General features: G+C 66.4%; 16 protein-coding genes. 5 read left to right on the top strand and 11 right to left on the bottom strand.

Annotated features, from left to right (window positions below):
* Positions 1-81: 81 nt before the first annotated feature.
* A complete protein-coding gene (gene ilvC / locus CRO50_RS10645) occupies positions 82-1104 on the top strand; it encodes a ketol-acid reductoisomerase (RefSeq protein ID WP_097145864.1) in 1023 nt (340 codons plus the stop codon).
* A gap of 140 nt (positions 1105-1244) precedes the next feature.
* Here the strand turns inward: ilvC and CRO50_RS10640 are convergent, their stop codons facing one another.
* A complete protein-coding gene (locus CRO50_RS10640; RefSeq protein ID WP_097145863.1) occupies positions 1245-1694 on the bottom strand; it encodes a flavodoxin domain-containing protein in 450 nt (149 codons plus the stop codon).
* Between the two features lie 4 nt (positions 1695-1698).
* Positions 1699-2889, bottom strand: coding sequence for an FAD-dependent oxidoreductase (locus CRO50_RS10635; RefSeq protein ID WP_097145862.1), 1191 nt, complete (start codon positions 2887-2889; stop codon positions 1699-1701).
* A gap of 248 nt (positions 2890-3137) precedes the next feature.
* Here CRO50_RS10635 and CRO50_RS10630 point away from each other — a divergent pair, with 248 nt between their 5' ends.
* The 3 genes from CRO50_RS10630 to CRO50_RS10620 are packed head-to-tail and all read left to right on the top strand — an operon-like array spanning position 3138 to position 5296.
* Positions 3138-3536 carry a Rieske 2Fe-2S domain-containing protein gene (locus tag CRO50_RS10630; RefSeq protein WP_157791687.1) on the top strand — a complete coding sequence of 133 codons (399 nt, stop codon included), beginning with the start codon at positions 3138-3140 and terminating at the stop codon, positions 3534-3536.
* Positions 3537-3584: 48 nt separating this feature from the next.
* Positions 3585-4817, top strand: coding sequence for an aromatic ring-hydroxylating oxygenase subunit alpha (locus CRO50_RS10625; protein WP_097145860.1), 1233 nt, complete (start codon positions 3585-3587; stop codon positions 4815-4817).
* Positions 4814-5296, top strand: coding sequence for a hypothetical protein (locus tag CRO50_RS10620; protein ID WP_097145859.1), 483 nt, complete (start codon positions 4814-4816; stop codon positions 5294-5296). Before CRO50_RS10625 ends, CRO50_RS10620 begins: the two co-directional genes overlap by 4 nt.
* An 84-nt stretch (positions 5297-5380) precedes the next feature.
* On the opposite strand, the gene CRO50_RS10615 is transcribed toward CRO50_RS10620, so the two are convergent.
* The 5 genes from CRO50_RS10615 to CRO50_RS10595 form a co-directional block, all read right to left on the bottom strand.
* Positions 5381-5719, bottom strand: a complete 339-nt coding sequence (locus tag CRO50_RS10615) for a 5-carboxymethyl-2-hydroxymuconate Delta-isomerase (protein ID WP_097145858.1) — start codon at positions 5717-5719, stop codon at positions 5381-5383.
* A gap of 2 nt (positions 5720-5721) precedes the next feature.
* Positions 5722-7182, bottom strand: coding sequence for a glutamine synthetase family protein (locus CRO50_RS10610; protein ID WP_097145857.1), 1461 nt, complete (start codon positions 7180-7182; stop codon positions 5722-5724).
* Between the two features lie 63 nt (positions 7183-7245).
* Complete coding sequence (locus CRO50_RS10605; RefSeq protein WP_097145856.1) at positions 7246-8553, bottom strand: TRAP transporter large permease; 1308 nt, start codon at positions 8551-8553, stop codon at positions 7246-7248.
* Positions 8553-9068 carry a TRAP transporter small permease gene (locus tag CRO50_RS10600; RefSeq protein ID WP_097145855.1) on the bottom strand — a complete coding sequence of 172 codons (516 nt, stop codon included), beginning with the start codon at positions 9066-9068 and terminating at the stop codon, positions 8553-8555. The genes CRO50_RS10605 and CRO50_RS10600 overlap by 1 nt, the downstream gene beginning before the upstream one ends.
* A 79-nt stretch (positions 9069-9147) precedes the next feature.
* Positions 9148-10158: a TRAP transporter substrate-binding protein gene (locus CRO50_RS10595; RefSeq protein WP_097145854.1), complete on the bottom strand. Its 1011-nt coding sequence runs from the start codon at positions 10156-10158 to the stop codon at positions 9148-9150.
* A 250-nt stretch (positions 10159-10408) separates the two neighbouring features.
* On the opposite strand from CRO50_RS10595, the gene CRO50_RS19935 reads away from it, so the two are divergent.
* Positions 10409-11131 carry an IclR family transcriptional regulator domain-containing protein gene (locus tag CRO50_RS19935; protein ID WP_218844983.1) on the top strand — a complete coding sequence of 241 codons (723 nt, stop codon included), beginning with the start codon at positions 10409-10411 and terminating at the stop codon, positions 11129-11131.
* On the opposite strand, the gene folP is transcribed toward CRO50_RS19935, so the two are convergent.
* The 4 genes from folP to CRO50_RS10565 all read right to left on the bottom strand — a co-directional run bounded on the left by folP (position 11128) and on the right by CRO50_RS10565 (position 16700).
* Positions 11128-12132 (bottom strand): dihydropteroate synthase, encoded by a 1005-nt coding sequence (gene folP, locus CRO50_RS10580; RefSeq protein ID WP_097145853.1) that lies wholly within the window; start codon positions 12130-12132, stop codon positions 11128-11130. The two genes, CRO50_RS19935 and folP, sit on opposite strands and share 4 nt — an antisense overlap.
* 7 nt (positions 12133-12139) lie before the next feature.
* Positions 12140-13075, bottom strand: coding sequence for a dihydroneopterin aldolase (locus CRO50_RS10575; protein WP_097145852.1), 936 nt, complete (start codon positions 13073-13075; stop codon positions 12140-12142).
* A gap of 224 nt (positions 13076-13299) precedes the next feature.
* Positions 13300-13941 carry a cell wall hydrolase gene (locus CRO50_RS10570; protein WP_097145851.1) on the bottom strand — a complete coding sequence of 214 codons (642 nt, stop codon included), beginning with the start codon at positions 13939-13941 and terminating at the stop codon, positions 13300-13302.
* Positions 13942-14096: 155 nt separating this feature from the next.
* The gene (locus CRO50_RS10565; protein ID WP_416061076.1) at positions 14097-16700 is read right to left on the bottom strand and encodes a putative PEP-binding protein; all 2604 of its coding nucleotides are present in this window, start codon (positions 16698-16700) and stop codon (positions 14097-14099) included.
* Between the last annotated feature and the right edge of the window lie 143 nt (positions 16701-16843).

Below are 16843 nucleotides of genomic sequence, written 5' to 3'. Positions count from 1 at the left end.
ATAGCCAAACGATGAGAGTTTTGCAACGAAAGCGCTGCGGAAGGCCCCTATGTTGGCCGCAGGAATGGAAGGAGAAACAACATGCGTGTCTATTACGATCGCGATTGCGACATCAACCTGATCAAGGACAAGAAGGTCGCCATCCTGGGCTACGGCTCCCAGGGCCACGCCCATGCGCTGAACCTGCGCGACAGCGGTGCCAAAAACCTCGTCGTCGCCCTGCGCGAAGGCTCCGCCTCGGCCAAGAAAGCCGAAGCCGAAGGCCTGCAGGTCATGGGTATCGCCGAGGCGGCTGCCTGGTGCGACCTGATCATGTTCACCATGCCCGATGAACTTCAGGCCGAGACCTACAAGAAGTACGTCCACGACAACCTGAAGGAAGGCGCAGCCATCGCCTTTGCCCACGGTCTGAACGTGCACTTCGGCCTGATCGAGCCGAAGCCCGGCGTCGACGTCATCATGATGGCCCCCAAGGGCCCCGGCCACACCGTGCGCGGCGAATACACCAAGGGCGGCGGCGTGCCCTGCCTGGTGGCCGTTCACCAGGATGCCTCCGGCAAGGCGCTGGAGCTGGGTCTGTCCTATTGCTCCGCCATCGGTGGCGGCCGCTCGGGCATCATCGAGACCAACTTCCGCGAAGAGTGCGAGACCGACCTCTTCGGTGAGCAGGCCGTGCTTTGCGGTGGCCTGGTCGAGCTGATCCGCATGGGCTTCGAGACCCTGGTGGAAGCCGGCTACGCCCCCGAGATGGCCTATTTCGAGTGCCTTCACGAGGTGAAGCTGATCGTGGACCTGATCTACGAAGGCGGCATCGCCAACATGAACTACTCGATCTCAAACACCGCCGAGTACGGCGAATACGTGTCCGGCCCGCGCGTCCTGCCCTACGACGAGACCAAGGCCCGCATGAAAGCGGTTCTGCGCGACATTCAGACCGGCAAGTTCGTGCGTGACTTCATGCAGGAAAACACCGTTGGCCAGCCCTTCTTCAAGGGTACCCGCCGCCTGAACGACGAGCACCAGATCGAAGCAACCGGCGAGAAGCTGCGCGCGATGATGCCCTGGATCTCGGCCGGCAAGATGGTCGACAAGGAAAAGAACTAAGCCTGACGGCTTGGGGGAAAAGAACTAAGCCTCACGGCCTGGGGGAAAAGAACCAAGCCACACGGCTTGGGGAAATATCCCTCCAAGAACAAGAAAGGCCCCGCGATTGCGGGGCCTTTTGCTTTGCAGCGTCTCTGCCTTCAGGCGTCGAGTCCGCCGATGATCTCTTCCAGCCAGGGCAGCGCCATGTCCTCGGGCAGCGCGTCGCCGGCGGCGTCATGCACCGGGCGATCGCCCAGGGCCTCGGCCCCATGGGCCACCAGCAGCTCTGCCACCTTCATCGAGCCGAAGCCGTAGGTGTCGGCATATTCGCTGTCGCCCAGCCCGAAGATGGCAAAGCGCACGCCCGTCAGGTCGGGCTTGGCGGCCTGGACCTTCTCGACGAAGGGCTTGGCGGAGGCCGGGAAATCACCGTCGTCGTAGGACGAGCAGACAATGACGTTCAGTCCCTCGGTCAGCAGCGCGTCGGGCGCGGTGTCGGCCAGGTTGGCGACGGAGGTCTCGTGCTGGTCTTCCAGCTCGGTGGCGATATCTTCGGCCAGCATCTCGGCGTTGCCGGTTTCGGTTCCGAAAAAGATAGCGATGTTCATGGGGTCAGGCGTCCTGAAGGTTTGCGGGACGAAGCAGCTCTTCCCGAAGATGGATTTTCTGGCGGCAGCGCTGATCGGTGGCCGCGGCCAGCTCCCGCGCATCCAGCTGCAGCCAGTGATCGAAGTCGACCACATCGCTGCGGTCGGCGAAAAGCGCGCGCCCCGGCCGGGCGGGATCGGGCGTGATCTCGTCGAGGATCTGCTGCGCCAGCCGCTGCCCCTCCTCCCGGCACTGCGGGATCGCCCCGACAGAGCCATTGCGGAACCAGCCGGTCGCATAGAGGCGGCCCGTGCCGGCCTCGACCTCTTGCAGCAGCGCACCGCGATCAAGCGCGCCGTCGCTGGTGAAGCCGATGGCCGAGATGACCGAAGTGGCGGCGATCTGCTCGACCCCCTGGGGTGTCTCGACCGTCAGGCGCAGGGCGCCGTCGGCCTGCTCCAGTGCCACGGGGCGGCTCTGGAAGCGGAACTCGATGGGCAGCGGGCCCGCGCTGGCGGCGACGGCAGCCTGCAGGGCCTCGCCCGCGTCCTGGGCGCAGCCCGGCAGGCGCAGGTCCACCTGCGACAGCTCGCCCAACTCCTTGACCATGACCGGAGAGAACTTCGCCGCCCCCGCCGTGGAGCGGCCGACGACGGTGATCCGACGGATCTTCCGGGCGGCCAGCCAATCCGTGGGGACGGGCCCCAGGTCGCTGCCCTTCAGCTCTTCCGGGGTCTTGGCCAGCAGGCGCAGGATGTCGATGGCCACGTTGCCGGTGCCGATGACGACCGGCGCCTCGCCCAGCTCGGGCAGTGCCTGGGCCTCGGGGTGTTCATAGAGCGCGCGGGTCAGCGCGCCCGAACCGATGACGCCGGGCAGATCGTCTCCGGGAATGCCCAGGGGGCGGTCGGCCGAGAGGCCGGCGGCCAGCACCACCGCATCATAGGCGCCGCGCAGCTCTTCCATCGAGACATCGCGGCCGACCCTGAGATTGCCGATGAAATGGGCGTTCTGGCGGGTGAAGACACGGGCGAACTGCCGTGCCACGCCCTTGGTGCCCTGGTGATCGGCGGCCACGCCATAGCGCACCAGCCCATAGGGCACGGGCTGGGCATCCAGGATATCCACTTCGAGATCGGGGGCGCGCTTCAGCAGCGCCTGCGCGGTATAACACCCAGAGGGTCCGGCACCGACGATTGCGATTTTGGCGCTCATGCGTTCTCCCGTTCGTGGCTCATGCATTTCCCTTGCGGCGGATGCCTTCTTGACTGGCGCGCAGCGGGGGGCGGGGCTCTTTTTTGCCAGCCTGGAACCGCGCGCGGATGGTCCGGTGATCATTGTCATTGACCGGGCGCAAAATCAATGAGAAGTTTGAATAAAGCGCAACCCGTCGATTATCGACCAAGACAGAATGCCCGATCCGGCAGCAGACGCCCTCCGGGATCATGGCAAAGGAACGACAGATGAGCCAATCGCCCCAACCGGAAACCGAGACCGTGAGCTGGGTCAAGATCGCCAGTGCCGACGCGTTGAAGGCACCGCGCCCCGTGGCGCCGGTCACTGCCTTCGGCCTGAAGCTCGTGCTGTTCCGCGACGAGGAAGGCGAGCTGGGGCTGATCGGGCGCTATTGCCCGCACCGCGGCGCTGACCTGTGCTATGGTCGGCATGAGAACAACGGCATCCGCTGCCCCTTCCACGGCTGGCACTTCGACCGCACGGGCCAATGCACCGAGCAGCCGGCAGAGCCCGAGGATTCCACCATGTACAAGGCGATCAAGCTGCCCAGCTTCTCGGTCGTCGAACACGAGGGCGACATCCTGGCCTGGGCCGGTGACGGCACCCCGCCGCCGCTGGCCGGCTGATCCCGCCCCTCTCACCCTCATTTTCCGTTCCCCTGAAGGAGCAACCGCATGATCACCCAGAAACTCAATGACCAGATCACCCGGATCGGCCCCGACACCTCTGCCGGCGCCGTGCATCGCCACTATTGGCAGCCCGCCGCCCTCACCGATGAGATCGCCGGCCAGGACGCTCCGATGCTGCCCGTGAACCTTCTGGGCGAGCGGCTGGTGATGCTGCGCGACGACACCGGCGCGCTGGTGCTGAAGACCCGTGAAGCCAGCGCCGACGAGGCCCCCACCCATCACCCCGCGCGCGAGGACATCCGCCTTGTCGAGGGCGGCGCCACCTACCCCGTGGTCGAGAAGAACGGCATCTGCTTTGCCTACATGGGTCCGGGCGAGCCCCCCGCCTTCCCCAACTTCGACTGCTTCCGCGCCCCCGACAGCCATGTCTTCGCCTTCAAGGGCCTGTGGGAGTGCAACTGGCTGCAGGCGCTCGAGATCGGCATTGATCCGGGCCATGCCTCCTTCCTGCACCGCTTCCTGCAGGACGAGGACCCCGAGGACAGCTACGGCAAGCAGTTCCGCGACAAGGCAGCCAATACCGACATGCCGATGACCCAGGTGCTGCGCGAATACCCGCGCCCGGACATCGAGGTCGACGAGACCGCCTTCGGCCTGAAGATCACCGCCCTGCGCCACATGGAGAACGACCTTACCCACGTGCGCGTCACCAACCAGATCTTCCCCTCGGCCATCTGCATTCCGATGTCGCGCGAGATGATCATCACCCAGTGGCACGTGCCCGTCGATGACGAGAACTGCTACTGGTACACCATGTTCACCAGCTTCGATAAGCCGGTGAACAAGGAGCTGATGCGCGAGCAGCGCCTGAAGGAACACAGCCTGCCCGATTATGCGCCGCTGAAGAACCGCTCCAACCACTACCACTACAACCCGGAAGAGCAGAAATCGCTGACCTACACGGGCATGGGCATGGACATCAACGTGCATGACCAGTGGGCGGTCGAAAGCATGGGCGCGATCCAGGACCGCACGCGCGAGCACCTGGGCCGGGGCGATGCGGCAATCGTCCGCTACCGCCTGATGCTGCGCAAGGCGATCAAGGCCGTCGAGACCGGCAAGCTGGAGCGTCTGCCGATGCAGGACCGCCAGGAAACGCCGCAGATCGTCGGCCCGCTGTCCAATGACGCCATTGCCGACAGCGACGACTGGCTCGCCGCCAGCGTCTCGGCCGACATGGAGCGCCGCCGCGCCGCGCCCTGGGACGCGACGGTATGATCCCCGCCGTGCCGGGCCAGGATGCCGAACCCTTCCACGACATCCTGGACGGCTATTTCACCCTGAAGGAATCGGTGCGCCAGTTGATGGCGCGCCACCAGCTCTCCTGGGCCTGGCTGATGCTCTCTCATGCTCCGGTGATGGAGATCGCGGGCCTCGCCCCCGATGCCCCCGTGCCGCTGCACCTGCGCGACACCACCTATGCGGGCCTCATTGACGCGATGACCCTGACCGTGGTCGCAAGCGGAGAGGGAGAGAGCCATGAGGCCCACCTGGTGGGTGCAGGCGACTGGCGCTGGCTGGATGCGCGTGCAGAGACCTCCCTGCCCGCCGATATCCGGCTGGCCGAGCCGGCCTATCTGACCGGCTTCGGGCTTTCCGCGAAACCCAATGCCAAGCGCATCACCGCCGAGGAAGTCCTGGCCGATGTGCCGCATCTGCTGAGCGAGGCCTCGGGTTTCCGCCCCTTCAGCGCCTGAGCGCTGCGCCCGAAGACCGAGACGCCGGGCACATGAAAAAGGCGGGGCCCGGCCCCGCCTTTGTCGTTTCCGCCGTGTCCCGGATCAGGTCAGCAGCGACTTCTTGTAGGTCTCGGGGTTCATGTCCCGGATATCGGTGCTGATCGCGCCCAGGCAGGGACAAGTGGCGCGCAGCGCCTCTGTCATGGCCCGGGCCAGCTCAAGCTTGGCCTCGTCGCTGCGCCCTGCCAGCATCGAGATCGTCACATGCATGAACGAGCTCCGCCCATCCCCCAGCAGGATCGCCTCGCTGCGCGAGAGCCGCACCTTGATGTCCGCGCGGTTCATGACCCCGCTCGCCGCGGCGGTCTCGAGCGCGGTTTCCAGCACCAGGCGGCGATCCATGTCGGTCTCGGTGTAATATTCGATGACGATATGGGGCATGATCAGAAGATCCCGAAGTATTCGGTCTGCTCCCACTCGGTGACGATCCCGAGGTAGCGTTTCCACTCGGCCCGCTTGAGGAAGGACATGTATTCGACGAAGTCCTCGCCCAGGGTCCGGCGGTAGAGATCGCCCGTCTCGAAAGCCTCGATGGCGGCGATCAGGCTGGGCGGCAGGGCCGTGGCGTCGTTGTCGTAGGGGTTCTCGACCGGCGCCGGAGCCTGCAACCGCTGATCCAGGCCCGAGAGACCCGACAGGATCTGCGAGGTGAAGTAGAAATAGGGGTTGGCGGCAGGCTCGGCCACGCGGTTCTCGACCCGGCTGGCAGCATCGCCCGGTGCCATCAGCGCGCGCACCATGGCGCCCCGGTTGTCATAGCCCCATTCGATACGGTCGGGTGCCAGCTGGTAGGGCTGGTAGCGCTTGTAGCCGTTCACCGTCGGCGTGGTCAGCAGGCAGCTTTCCTCCGCATGCGCCAGCAGGCCCGCGATCCAGGCACTGGCCTCGGGCGTGGGCTCTCCCGCCACTTCGGGGATGAAGACATTGCGGCCGCTCTCGTTCACCAGGGACTGGTGCAGGTGCCAGCCGCTGGAGGCGCTGTTCTCGTTCTTGGGACGGCACATGAAGGTGGCGTGCAGGCCTTCGCGGGCGCAGACCTCCTTCACCATGGTGCGGAACATGATCATGTTGTCCGCATGCTCCAGCGCCGAGGCCGGGGCGAAGGTGAACTCGAATTGGCTGGGGCCCATCTCGACCTCGGTCGAATGCACCGGCAGGCCAAGCGCCTGGGCATTGCGGCGCAGCAGGTCCATCACCGGCTCGAGCCGGTCGTAGTTGGCCTCGGCCAGGTACTGATAGCCCTGGTCCAGCAGCGCCGTCGTCGGCGGCTGCCCCGGCAGGCCCGCCTGGTGGTGGGCAAGCGGATCGTCGAGGCGCTTGTAGACGTGGAACTCGACCTCCAGCCCGACGGTCAGCGACAGGCCCTTCTCGGCCAGCGCCGCCACGGCAGAGCGCAGCACCGGGCGCGGCGCGAAGGGCAGCGCCTCGCCGTCGCGGGTGTAGGGATCACAGAAGAGCCAGGCCGAATGCGGCGCCCAGGGCAGGATGCGGAAGGTGTCGGGGTCGGGCACCAGCAGCATGTCGCCCGCCCCGGCCATGGTCTTCATCACCCCCGAGGAACTGCCGTCCCAGATCGGAAAGACGGTGCGGTTGGAGGTATCCTTGAGCAGCAGCGTGCCCGGCAGGTTCAGCCCCGAACGGAAGATCGACGCCAGGCTGCCCGCCGCCACGGTCTTGCCGCGCAGCAAGCCGTGCTGGTCGGCGAAGACCACGCGGACGGTCTCGAGCTCGCTGGCCTCGACCCGCTCCAGCAGCGCGGCGGCAGAGGCCTGGGCCTCGGCGCTCAGCAAGCCTTCGCGGGCCAGGCGGCCCTCTGCGATGCGGTCCTGATAAGAAGAAGTCATGCCCTGGCCTTCCTGCCTGACGTACTGGTCTGAGGGTGGTGCAAAGAGTGGATCGCGGTCATCCTAGAGCCTCCCCGTCAGCAGGAGCGAGATGGCCGGGAAGGCCAGCAGGATGCCCAGGCGGATCACGTCGGTCACGACGAAGGGGATGACCCCGGTCATGATCGTCGACAGCTTGGTGCCGCGCGAGGCGCTTTTCACCATGAAGAGGTTCATACCCACGGGCGGGGTGATCATGCCCAGCTCGACCGTGACCACGGCGATCACGCCGAACCAGATCGGATCGAAGCCATTGGCCAGGATCACCGGGAAGAAGATCGGCACGGTCAGCAGGATCATCGCCAGGCTCTCCATGAAGCAGCCCAGGATGATGTAGAAGACCAGGATCACCAGCAGCACCTGCCAGCTTCCGAAACCGCTGCCACTGAGGAAATCCACCAGTGCGTTGGACAGCTGCGAGGTCGAGAGCACGAAGCCGAAGACCTCGGCACCGATCAGGATCAGGAAGATCGAGCCGCAGGTGACGATGGTCTCGACGAAGGCTGCCACCAGCTCGGCACGCGGCACCCGGCGCCAGAGGGCGAAGATCAGCGACAGCGCGGCACCGACGCCACCGGCCTCGGTGGGGGTGAAGAAGTTGCCGTAGAGCCCGCCCATGACGAGGCCGAAGAGCACCAGTGCAGGCGCGAAGAGGCGCAGCGTCTCGAAACGGCCGGCGGGGGCTGCCTCGGTTTCGGAGGGCGGGACCACCGTGGGGTCCGGCGTCCAGATCCGCGACATGATGAGGATGGTGACCGTATAGAGCACGAAGGCCAGGATGCCCGGCAGGATGCCTGCCAGGAACATGGTGCCCACCGATTGCTCGGTGATCAGCGCATAGAGCATCAGCGCGATCGAGGGCGGGATCAGGATGCCAAGGGTGCCCCCCGCCGCCAGCGAGCCGGTGGCAAGGCGCGGATCATAGCCATGGGCCTGCATCTCGGGATAGGCGACGCGGGTCATGGTCGAGGCGGTGGCCAGCGAAGAGCCCGACACGGTCGAGAAGATGGCGCTGGCGGTCATGCCCGCCGCAGCCAGCCCGCCGGACCAGCCGCGCGTCAGGCGCAGCGCGCCGCGGAACAGGTCCGTGGCCACGCCCGAGCGCGAGATCAGGTTGCCCATCAGAAGGAACAGCGGGATCAGGGTGTAGGAGTAATTGGTGATGGTCTCGAAGGTGGCGGTCTTCAGCACGGCCAGCGCGGGCGACATGCCGATGATGGCCGAGAAGCCTACGAAACCGACCGTGACCATCGCCAGCCCGATGGGGGCGCCGAGGATCAGGATCACGAACATGGCGGCGATGCAGGCATAGCCGATCAGCAGGGGAGTCATCAGGCAATCTCTCCATGGTCGCCCTGGCTGACCAGCATCTCGCGCAGGGCGACAACCGCCAGGGCGAGGCTTTGCAGCATGGCAAGCCCGTAGATCAGGAACATCGGAATACGCAGGTCCTGGCTTTCCTCGCCGCGGGCGTAGGTGGCCTGCATGTCGTGGAAGAAGAGCCAGCAGAGCACCAGGGCCAGGCAAAGCAGCACCAGGAACCAGAAGCGCGCGACCAGTGCCTGGCCTCCGCGCGGCAGGCGCGTCACCAGGAAGTCGACGGCGATCATCCCATGCGACAGCGAGGCCGTCAGACCGGCCATGGCAACGATGCCCAGCAGGTAGGAGACCTGTTCGATGGCACCGGGGATCATCAGGTTGAGTGCCGTTCCGGTGGCATCGAAGACGATCCGCGCCAGCACGTTCAGGCCTACGACCGAGACCATGTAGAGAAGACACAGCGCCCCGAGGAGGAGGCTGACCCTCTCCATCACATGGGCGACCCGACGGATCGTGGCGACTATCATTGAGTGTTCCGTTGGTTTGAAAAGTGCATGGACGGGCCGCCCGGAGGCCGCCCGTCCAAATCCTGGATCAGTCAGAAGCTCAGTTCAGCTCTGCTTCGCATTCGCTGACGTAGCCCTGCACCGCAGCGTAGGTCTCGGTGCCCGGCAGGCCCATGCCGTCGAGCTCGGCGATATAGGCGTCCGAGGCGGACTGGGCGGCTTCGTTCCAGATCGCGCGCTCTTCGTCCGACAGTTCGATCACGTTCGAGGTCTCGCGCAGCTCGGCCAGCACCTTGGCACCGGCTTCATCGTAGCCACGGCCCGCGGTCACGGCCCACTCCATGCCGGAGTTGGCGTCGATGGCGGCCTTGGCTTCCGGCGAGAGGCTCTCGTACTTGGCCTTGTTCATCGTGGCGACGAAGGCCAGGGCGTAGAAGCCGAACTCGGTGTGGTAATTCGACAGCTCGGCCAGGCGGAAGCTCTCGACGCTTTCCCAGGGCAGCATGTAGCCGTCGATGGCACCGCGCTGCAGGGCCTCGTAGGTGTTCGGCGCGGGCATGCCCACGGGCTCGGCGCCGAGGTTTTCCAGAAGCGTGCCGACGACCTGGGTCGGGCGGCGCAGCTTCAGGCCCTTCATGTCGGCCAGGGTCGACACGGGCTTGTCGCCGGTGTGCAGGTGGCCCGGATCATGGGTGTGCACGAAGAGCACATGGGTCTCGTCGTATTCCGCATCCAGCGCGCCGCTGTCGTAGAGCTTCTGGAAGGCGCAGGAGCCGACGGCGCCGGTGTCGAAGAGGCCCGGCAGTTCCATGATCTGGCTCAGCGGGAAGCGACCGGCGGTGTAGCCCTGCACGGTCCAGGCGATGTCGGCGATGCCCATCATCGCGTTGTCGTAGCCCGCGGGCGCCTTGCCCAGGGTTTGAGCAGGGAAGACCTGTACGTCGAGCTCTTCGCCGGCGGCTTCTTCGACCGCGGCAGCCCAATCCTCGAAGATGGTCTGGTTCTGCCAGCTGTTGGCCGACATGAAATGCGCGTAGCGCAGCGTTTCCGCCTGGGCGCCTGCGGTCATGGCAAGGGCGAGAGCGCCGGAGGCGACGAGTGTTCTCAGCATGAGGAAGGGGTCTCCGTGTTGGCTTGGGCCGCGGAAAATACCGGGCCGTCATTTATTGTTCGATCGTTCGATAATATACCACATGGTGGATATATCATTGGCATGTCAAGACCAGACAGAGCTTGCGGGCACGGGTTTCCGTGGGCAATACGTTGAGACGGAAGTTCTGTGCCTGATGTATGGGCGCCTGAGGATGAGGTCTGAAAACGTGCAGTCGGATATTCCAACCAAGGACATCTCCCTGACATTCATGAAGGGGATGACCGTACTGCGGGCCTTCGACGAGGCGCACAGCCAGCTCTCCCTTGCCGAGATCGCCCGGCTTACCGGGATCGAACGCGCCGCGGTGCGGCGACTGGTGCTGACCTTGGTTCACCTCGGGTATGTCCGCAAGGAGGAAAACCGCTACTCGCTGACCCCTCGTGTGCTTGTACTGGGATCTGGCTTCCTGCGCGGCAACCAGTTCGGCCGCCAGGTGCAGCCGCTGATGGAGCTCTGCGCCCGCGAGCTGGGTTACAGCGTCAGCCTGGCCATGCGCGACGGAGCCTCGGCGGTCTACGTGGCCCAATCGGCGCAGCAGAAAACCCGCTATACCTTCGGCTTCACCGTGGGCAGCCGGCTGCCCCTGCTCAGCACCTCCATCGGCCGCATGCTTCTGGCCTGGGGCGACGAGACCTGGTCGAACGAGATGATCGAGACCGCCCCCGTCGAGCGCTTCACCTCCGACACGGTGACCGACCGGGATCGCATCGCCGCCGCCGTGCAGGAAATCCGCCAGAGCGGCGTTTCGGTGGTTGCCGGTGAATTTGAAAGCGGTGCCGTCGGCATCTCGGTGCCCGTGGGGTCCATGGGCAGCGCCGAGGCCGCCCTGGGCTTCTCCGAGCCGATGAGCGAGGTCACCCCCGCCGACTACGCCCGCCTGACCGAGATCCTGCACCGCCACGCGGGCGAGATCGCCAACGCCCTGCGCTAGGCCTCGCGCCCGTCGCGGACCGCCAGCCAGAGCCGCAGGGCCTGGGCGGTTTCGGCGACATCGTGAACCCGCACCATCTGCACACCCTGGGCAATGCCCGCCAGCGCCACGGCGATGGAGCCCGGCGCGCGGTCGCGGGCTTCGGGGGCCTGGCCGATGGAGCCGATGAAGCGCTTGCGCGAGACCCCCAGCAAGAGCGGGCAGCCCATGCCGTGGAAGAGCGACAGCCGGTTCAGGATCTCGAGGTTGTGCTGCGCGGTCTTGGCGAAACCGATACCGGGATCGGCCAGGATGCGGGCGCGCGGGATGCCGGCGGCCTCGGCTGCGGCGACACGCTCTTCCAGCTCGTCGTAGACGTCGAGCAGGGCGTTGTCGTAGTGCGGATCCAGGTGCATGTCCTCGGGCGCCTTGCGCATATGCATCACGCAGACCGGCAGCGCGAAGGTCGAGGCCACGTCGGCCAGCGCCGGGTCATAGGCAAAGCCCGAGACATCGTTGATCAGACCCGCCCCTGCCTCGGCCGCGGCACGGCCCACGGCCGACTTTCGGGTGTCGATGGAGATCGGCAATCCGAGCGGCGCAATGGCGCGGATCACCGGGGCGGTACGCTCGATTTCCTGGGCGATGGGCACTTCCGCCGCACCGGGGCGGGTGGATTCGCCGCCAACGTCGATCATCTCGGCCCCCGCCTCGGCCATGGTCTTGGCATGGGCCAGCGCGGACTCGGGCGCATTGAAGCTGCCCCCGTCCGAGAAACTGTCAGGCGTCACGTTGAGGATGCCCATGATCCGAGGCCGGTCCATGGACAGGCCCGCCAGCGCCGGGCGCGGACGGCAGAGACGGCGCTGCCAGTCCTCGGGCAGCTCACTGGCCGGCAGGATCTGCGGCGCCTCCGTGCGTGACAGGCGCTCGACCTGGTTGAACCACAGCGGCCCGCCTGTCAGCGGCAGCGCATCTGCGGGTTTCGGGCCGGACTGGACAAGCGGACGGTAGTAGAACATCGGGACCTCAGGGCAGCGGCAGGGTTTCCGTGACGGGCAGCGTCTGCACGCGGGTCGTGCCGCTCGCGGCGGGGGCCTCGGCACCGACATATAGCAGATCGCTCGCCCCCATCAGGCCCGCGAACCACAGCGCCAGGTCAGAGCCGTCGCCCACGTCCTGCGGGCGGTCCCCGGTGGCGTCGAGCACGATCTTCGACGGGGCCCAGAGCGAGATCTGGCCATGTTTCATCGACCAGTCGAGCTCGGTGCGGGTGTTGACCACCACGCAGCGCGCATCGCGCCCGGCCATCTGCCAGGCGGCCTGCTCGATCGAGAGCAGGTCGATCCGCTGTTGCGTCAGCGCAGAGCCCGACTTGGCCGTGCCTTCCAGGGGGCCGCAGCAGATCACCACGGGACGCGAGGCGGCCTCGAACTGGTCAAGCCAGCCGGTGAAGGCCTCGGAGGTCCGCGCCTCGGCGCCCAGGAACACCACCAGCGGGTTCAGCGAGGGGCTTTCGGCGTCGTCCTCGGCAGCGGGCAGCGCATCGCCCAGGGCGCGCACGACCTCGACCCCCAGGGCACCGGGGCCACGGTCCAGCTTCTCGATCCGGGTGAAGACACGCAGCGCCTGGGGTTCCGCCAGGATTCGCGCCGAGACACGCTCGGCCAGGGTTTCCAGCAGGTTCAGGCGCTCGGCGCTGAGCTCGGCCTCGATGGCCTCGGTGATGGCGTCGTAGGACAGGATACGGTCGACGTCATCTTCCAGCGGCTCGGGCGCATCGCGCACCTCGACCACGACGTTGAAACGCAGGCGCTGCACGACGTTGCGCTCTTGCTGGAACGCGCCGATCTCGACCTCTGTGAGGTAGTCGCGCACCGAGATCCGGTCCGCGGGCTGGTCTCCGGACATTGCTTTCGAACGCTCCATCGGATGGCCGAACGCCTGTGAGATAAGATCGGACATACGACCCCCTATTATTGCCACGCATTCATGTCAGAGACCGCGATGAAAGGCAAAGCGGTGCATCGGGGGAGACGGCGAGAGATCGCGGCGGGCGACCTGTACGCAACAGTATGCGCTCATTGGCCGGGCACTCGAAGGGGCGGACAAGACAAAGGCCCCGCCGCGGCATGCGGGATGGGGCCTTGCAGGAAAGGAAACCGGAAGGGAACCCGGCGCCCTTCGGATCAGTTCTGGGTGAGACGGGTCGGCATCTTGTAGAATTCGTGCACGCCGATGGTCGCGGTCTTGCTGAACTTGCGCGACCACTTCGGGTTGACATGCAGCGTGTGATAGAACTCGGCCCCGTCGGTCAGTTCGCGCGGCGTATCGTCTTCCAGCATGATCGCCGCGACCTTCGACACCTGGGCGTAGGCGGCGGGTTCATGGATCACTTCCTTGCGGCCATCGCAGGTATAGGTGAACTGGCAGGCGAACTTGCGCCCGGTGCCCTGGTGGACCACGCCGCAGACCGTGTTGGGGAAGGTCGGGCTGTCGACCCGGTTCAGGATCACCTCGGCCACGGCGAACTGGCCCTTCACGCTTTCGCCACGGGCCTCGAAGTAGAGCGCTTCGGCCAGGCAGAGGAATTGCTCGTCACCGGAGGCGGCGGGCTGACGGGCCAGCCATTCGCGGGAATACTCGATGCCGACGGAATTGGCGGCGCGGGGGCGGCGCAGAAGCGACGCGAGACGTGCATTGGGTACGGACTTCAGTCCCTCGGCCTCGGCCTGCATGGCATCCGTCAGCGGGTTCTGCGCCAGCGCGGCGCTTCCCGAAGCCAGAACAACCGTCAGCAAAACCGGGAGAAGAGAGTTCAGAAATCGCATGTTCGTAACCTGTCGTTGCACGTCACCAGACGCAGCCAGAGCGGTTCCGTAACGAAAACTCTCCCGACCGTCCAGACCACCCCCAGTCAAACAGCCGGCCGTTACCGGGAGATTAACTTCCCAGACAGTTTTAGAATTAGTTTAACATACTGAAATCAGGATGTTTTGAAGGCGCGCGGCGGCAGGGTTGGGCGTATGCGCAATTGTGCCGCAGCAAGCCGGGCGACGGGCACCCGGAAGGGCGAACAGGAAACGTAGTCGAAGCCGGCGTCACGGCAGAAGGCGATTGATTCGGCATTGCCCCCATGCTCTCCGCAGATCGAAAGGATCAGATCGGGCCGGGCCGCCCTGCCCCGTTCTGCCCCAATCATGAGCAATTCGCCCACCCCGTCGGTGTCGAGCGTATGGAACGGGTCCTCGGGGAACACTCCCTGCTTGACATAGGCCGACATGAACTTGCCGGCGTCGTCGCGCGACAGGCCATAGGTCATCTGGGTCAGGTCGTTGGTGCCGAAGGACAGGAAGGCCGCGTGCGGCGCGATCTCGCCGGCGCGCAGCGCGGCACGCGGGGTCTCGACCATGACGCCCAGGCGATAGGTGAAGTTCTTGCCGGTCTCGTTGCGCACCGCCGCGGCCACCGCGTCGACGCGGGTCTTCACCATCTCGACTTCGCGCTTGGCCGAGACCAGCGGGATCATGATCTCGGGCACCACCGGGGCGCCGTCACGGCTGGCTTCGATGGTGGCCTCGAAGATGGCGCGGGCCTGCATCTCGTAGATCTCGGGCACGGTGATGCCGAGGCGCACGCCGCGCATGCCCAGCATGGGGTTGTATTCCGACAGCGCCTCGACCCGGCGGGTCACGTCCGACAGCGGCAGTGAAAGCGCCTCGGCCAGTTCGCGCAGGCCGGCGCGGTCCGAGGGCAGGAACTCGTGCAGGGGCGGGTCGAAGAGGCGGATGCAGACCGGCTTGCCCTGCATGATGCGGAAAAGCTCGGTGAAGTCGGCGCGCTGCATGGGCAGCAGCCGGTCCAGCGCGGTGCGGCGGTCGGCGGGGGCGTCGGCGAAGATCATCTCGCGCATCACGGTCAGGCGACCGGGATCGAAGAACATGTGCTCGGTGCGGCAGAGGCCGATGCCCTGGGCGTCGAAGCGCCGGGCGACCTCGGCATCGGCGGGGGTGTCGGCATTGGCACGGATGCCGATGTCGCAATAGTCCCAGGCCCAGGACATCATCGACTGGAAGGCATCGTCGCGGGCGGCTTCGATCAGCGGCGTCTCTCCGGCCAGGATGGCGCCATTGGTGCCATCGACGGTGACGATGTCGCCCGCCTTCAGCACCCGGCCATCGGCGGCCTTCAGGCGCTCGAGCTTCATGTCGAAGCCAAGGCCCGAGCAGCTGACGACACAGGGCAGACCCAGCCCGCGCCCGATCACGGCCGCATGAGAGGTGATGCCGCCCCGCTCGGTCATGACGGCGGCGGCGGCATGCATGCCGCGGATATCCTCGGGGCCGGTTTCGCGGCGCACCAGGATCGAGGCCTCGCCCCGCGCCTTGGCCGCCTGGGCCGCGGCAGCCGAGAAGACCAGCCGCCCGGTGGCAGCCCCCGGAGAGGCCGCGATGCCCGAGCCCAGCAGGTCGCGCTCGGCGGAGGGGTCGACCTGGCGGTGCAGCATCTCGTTGAGCGCGCGCGGATCGACCCGGCAAAGCGCCTCGTCGCGCGGGATCACGCCGTCCTCGGCAAGCGCCACGGCGATACGCACCGCCGCGCGCGAGCTGCGGCTGACCCGCAGCGCGTCCAGCACGTGGACATTGCCGTTCTCAATGGTGAACTCGGTCTGCATCTCTTCGCGCAGGCGGAAGCGCATCAGCTCGCAATATTCGACCAGCCGTGCGTAGGCCTCGGGCTCGAGCTCTTCCAGCGAGGGCCCGCGCTCATCGCGCGCAAGGTAGAGAGAGCGGCTGTCCTCGCGCAGCGCCTCGCGGTGCTGCGACTGGCTGAGGTAGCGCCCGGTGATCCGGGGCAGGCCGGTCGAGGACGAGACCAGCTGCATCACGCCGGAGCCGCATTCGCCCTCGTTACCCAGCCCGAGCGCCATCTCCTGCACCACGAGACCCAGCCCCGCATCCGCAGGCGCGCCCTTGGCCTGGCGCAGGAGCCGCGCGGTGGTGCCACGCCAGGCCCGCGCCATGCTCTTCAGCACGGCGGAAAGCTGGACGCCGGCGTCTTGGGGGAATTCCTCTTCGGTTTCTTCGCGGTAGGCGCGCAGGGCCTCGGACAGCGCCTCGGGACCGGAGGCCGGCAGGTCCTCGAACATGTCCGGGTCGAGGCGTTCGACATGGACCGAGTAGGTCCTGATGAAGCTCTTGTAGAGCGCCAGCGCCGCGGTTTCGCCGATCTGGGCCGAGAGGCGGGCGTGGGTGGCGTCGTTCATGCCGATGTTGAGCACCGCCGAAGGGCCGCCCCAATCGGGGTCCTCCGAGGAGGGCCGGACGCAGAGAAGAGGGTTTTCACCGAAGGGTTCCAGCAGCTCGGCCATGGGCGGCAGGCGGCCCTCGGCGATATCATTCACCGCCTTGAACGACAGCGCCACGGTCTGCGGCACTGGCAGCGACAGGCGCACCAGACGCTGCAGGCACTTGGCCCTTCCGCCATGGGTGCTGGTCGCCACGGGGGCGGTTTCGCTGATGAGCGTGATATACGGGTCCTGATGCTGCAATTGCCCCCCAATCCGGGCCCTTGTTGCGGCCCGTGACATGGTTGGAGCAGCATAGCGGCGGCGGGATTCGGAGCAAGCGGTTTCCCCCGCGCGCAGCACCTCGGTGGCCAGCCATTGCACCCGGCCCACAGGGCGGAGGGGGGCGCTGCCCCCACCTCCTGCGGAGGTTCCCCCGGAGTATT

It is taken from the genome of Pseudooceanicola antarcticus (genome assembly GCF_900215355.1).
In the GTDB taxonomy this organism is placed as follows: Bacteria; Pseudomonadota; Alphaproteobacteria; order Rhodobacterales; family Rhodobacteraceae; genus Pseudooceanicola; species Pseudooceanicola antarcticus.
Note: the sequence above shows the minus strand (reverse complement) of the source record. Positions and strands in the feature narration are given on the sequence as shown.

Bases quoted from the DNA above. Each gene is read 5' to 3' on its own strand.
- CRO50_RS10615 (WP_097145858.1), bottom strand. From the start codon at position 5,719: ATGCCCCATATCGTCATCGAATATTACACCGAGACCGACATGGATCGC.
- CRO50_RS10570 (WP_097145851.1), bottom strand. From the start codon at position 13,941: ATGCGATTTCTGAACTCTCTTCTCCCGGTTTTGCTGACGGTTGTTCTG.
- ilvC (WP_097145864.1), top strand. From the start codon at position 82: ATGCGTGTCTATTACGATCGCGATTGCGACATCAACCTGATCAAGGAC.
- CRO50_RS19935 (WP_218844983.1), top strand. From the start codon at position 10,409: ATGAAGGGGATGACCGTACTGCGGGCCTTCGACGAGGCGCACAGCCAG.
- CRO50_RS10605 (WP_097145856.1), bottom strand. From the start codon at position 8,553: ATGACTCCCCTGCTGATCGGCTATGCCTGCATCGCCGCCATGTTCGTG.
- CRO50_RS10630 (WP_157791687.1), top strand. From the start codon at position 3,138: ATGAGCCAATCGCCCCAACCGGAAACCGAGACCGTGAGCTGGGTCAAG.
- CRO50_RS10640 (WP_097145863.1), bottom strand. From the start codon at position 1,694: ATGAACATCGCTATCTTTTTCGGAACCGAAACCGGCAACGCCGAGATG.
- CRO50_RS10575 (WP_097145852.1), bottom strand. From the start codon at position 13,075: ATGTCCGATCTTATCTCACAGGCGTTCGGCCATCCGATGGAGCGTTCG.
- CRO50_RS10565 (WP_416061076.1), bottom strand. From the start codon at position 16,700: ATGTCACGGGCCGCAACAAGGGCCCGGATTGGGGGGCAATTGCAGCAT.
- CRO50_RS10620 (WP_097145859.1), top strand. From the start codon at position 4,814: ATGATCCCCGCCGTGCCGGGCCAGGATGCCGAACCCTTCCACGACATC.
- folP (WP_097145853.1), bottom strand. From the start codon at position 12,132: ATGTTCTACTACCGTCCGCTTGTCCAGTCCGGCCCGAAACCCGCAGAT.
- CRO50_RS10595 (WP_097145854.1), bottom strand. From the start codon at position 10,158: ATGCTGAGAACACTCGTCGCCTCCGGCGCTCTCGCCCTTGCCATGACC.
- CRO50_RS10600 (WP_097145855.1), bottom strand. From the start codon at position 9,068: ATGATAGTCGCCACGATCCGTCGGGTCGCCCATGTGATGGAGAGGGTC.
- CRO50_RS10610 (WP_097145857.1), bottom strand. From the start codon at position 7,182: ATGACTTCTTCTTATCAGGACCGCATCGCAGAGGGCCGCCTGGCCCGC.
- CRO50_RS10635 (WP_097145862.1), bottom strand. From the start codon at position 2,889: ATGAGCGCCAAAATCGCAATCGTCGGTGCCGGACCCTCTGGGTGTTAT.
- CRO50_RS10625 (WP_097145860.1), top strand. From the start codon at position 3,585: ATGATCACCCAGAAACTCAATGACCAGATCACCCGGATCGGCCCCGAC.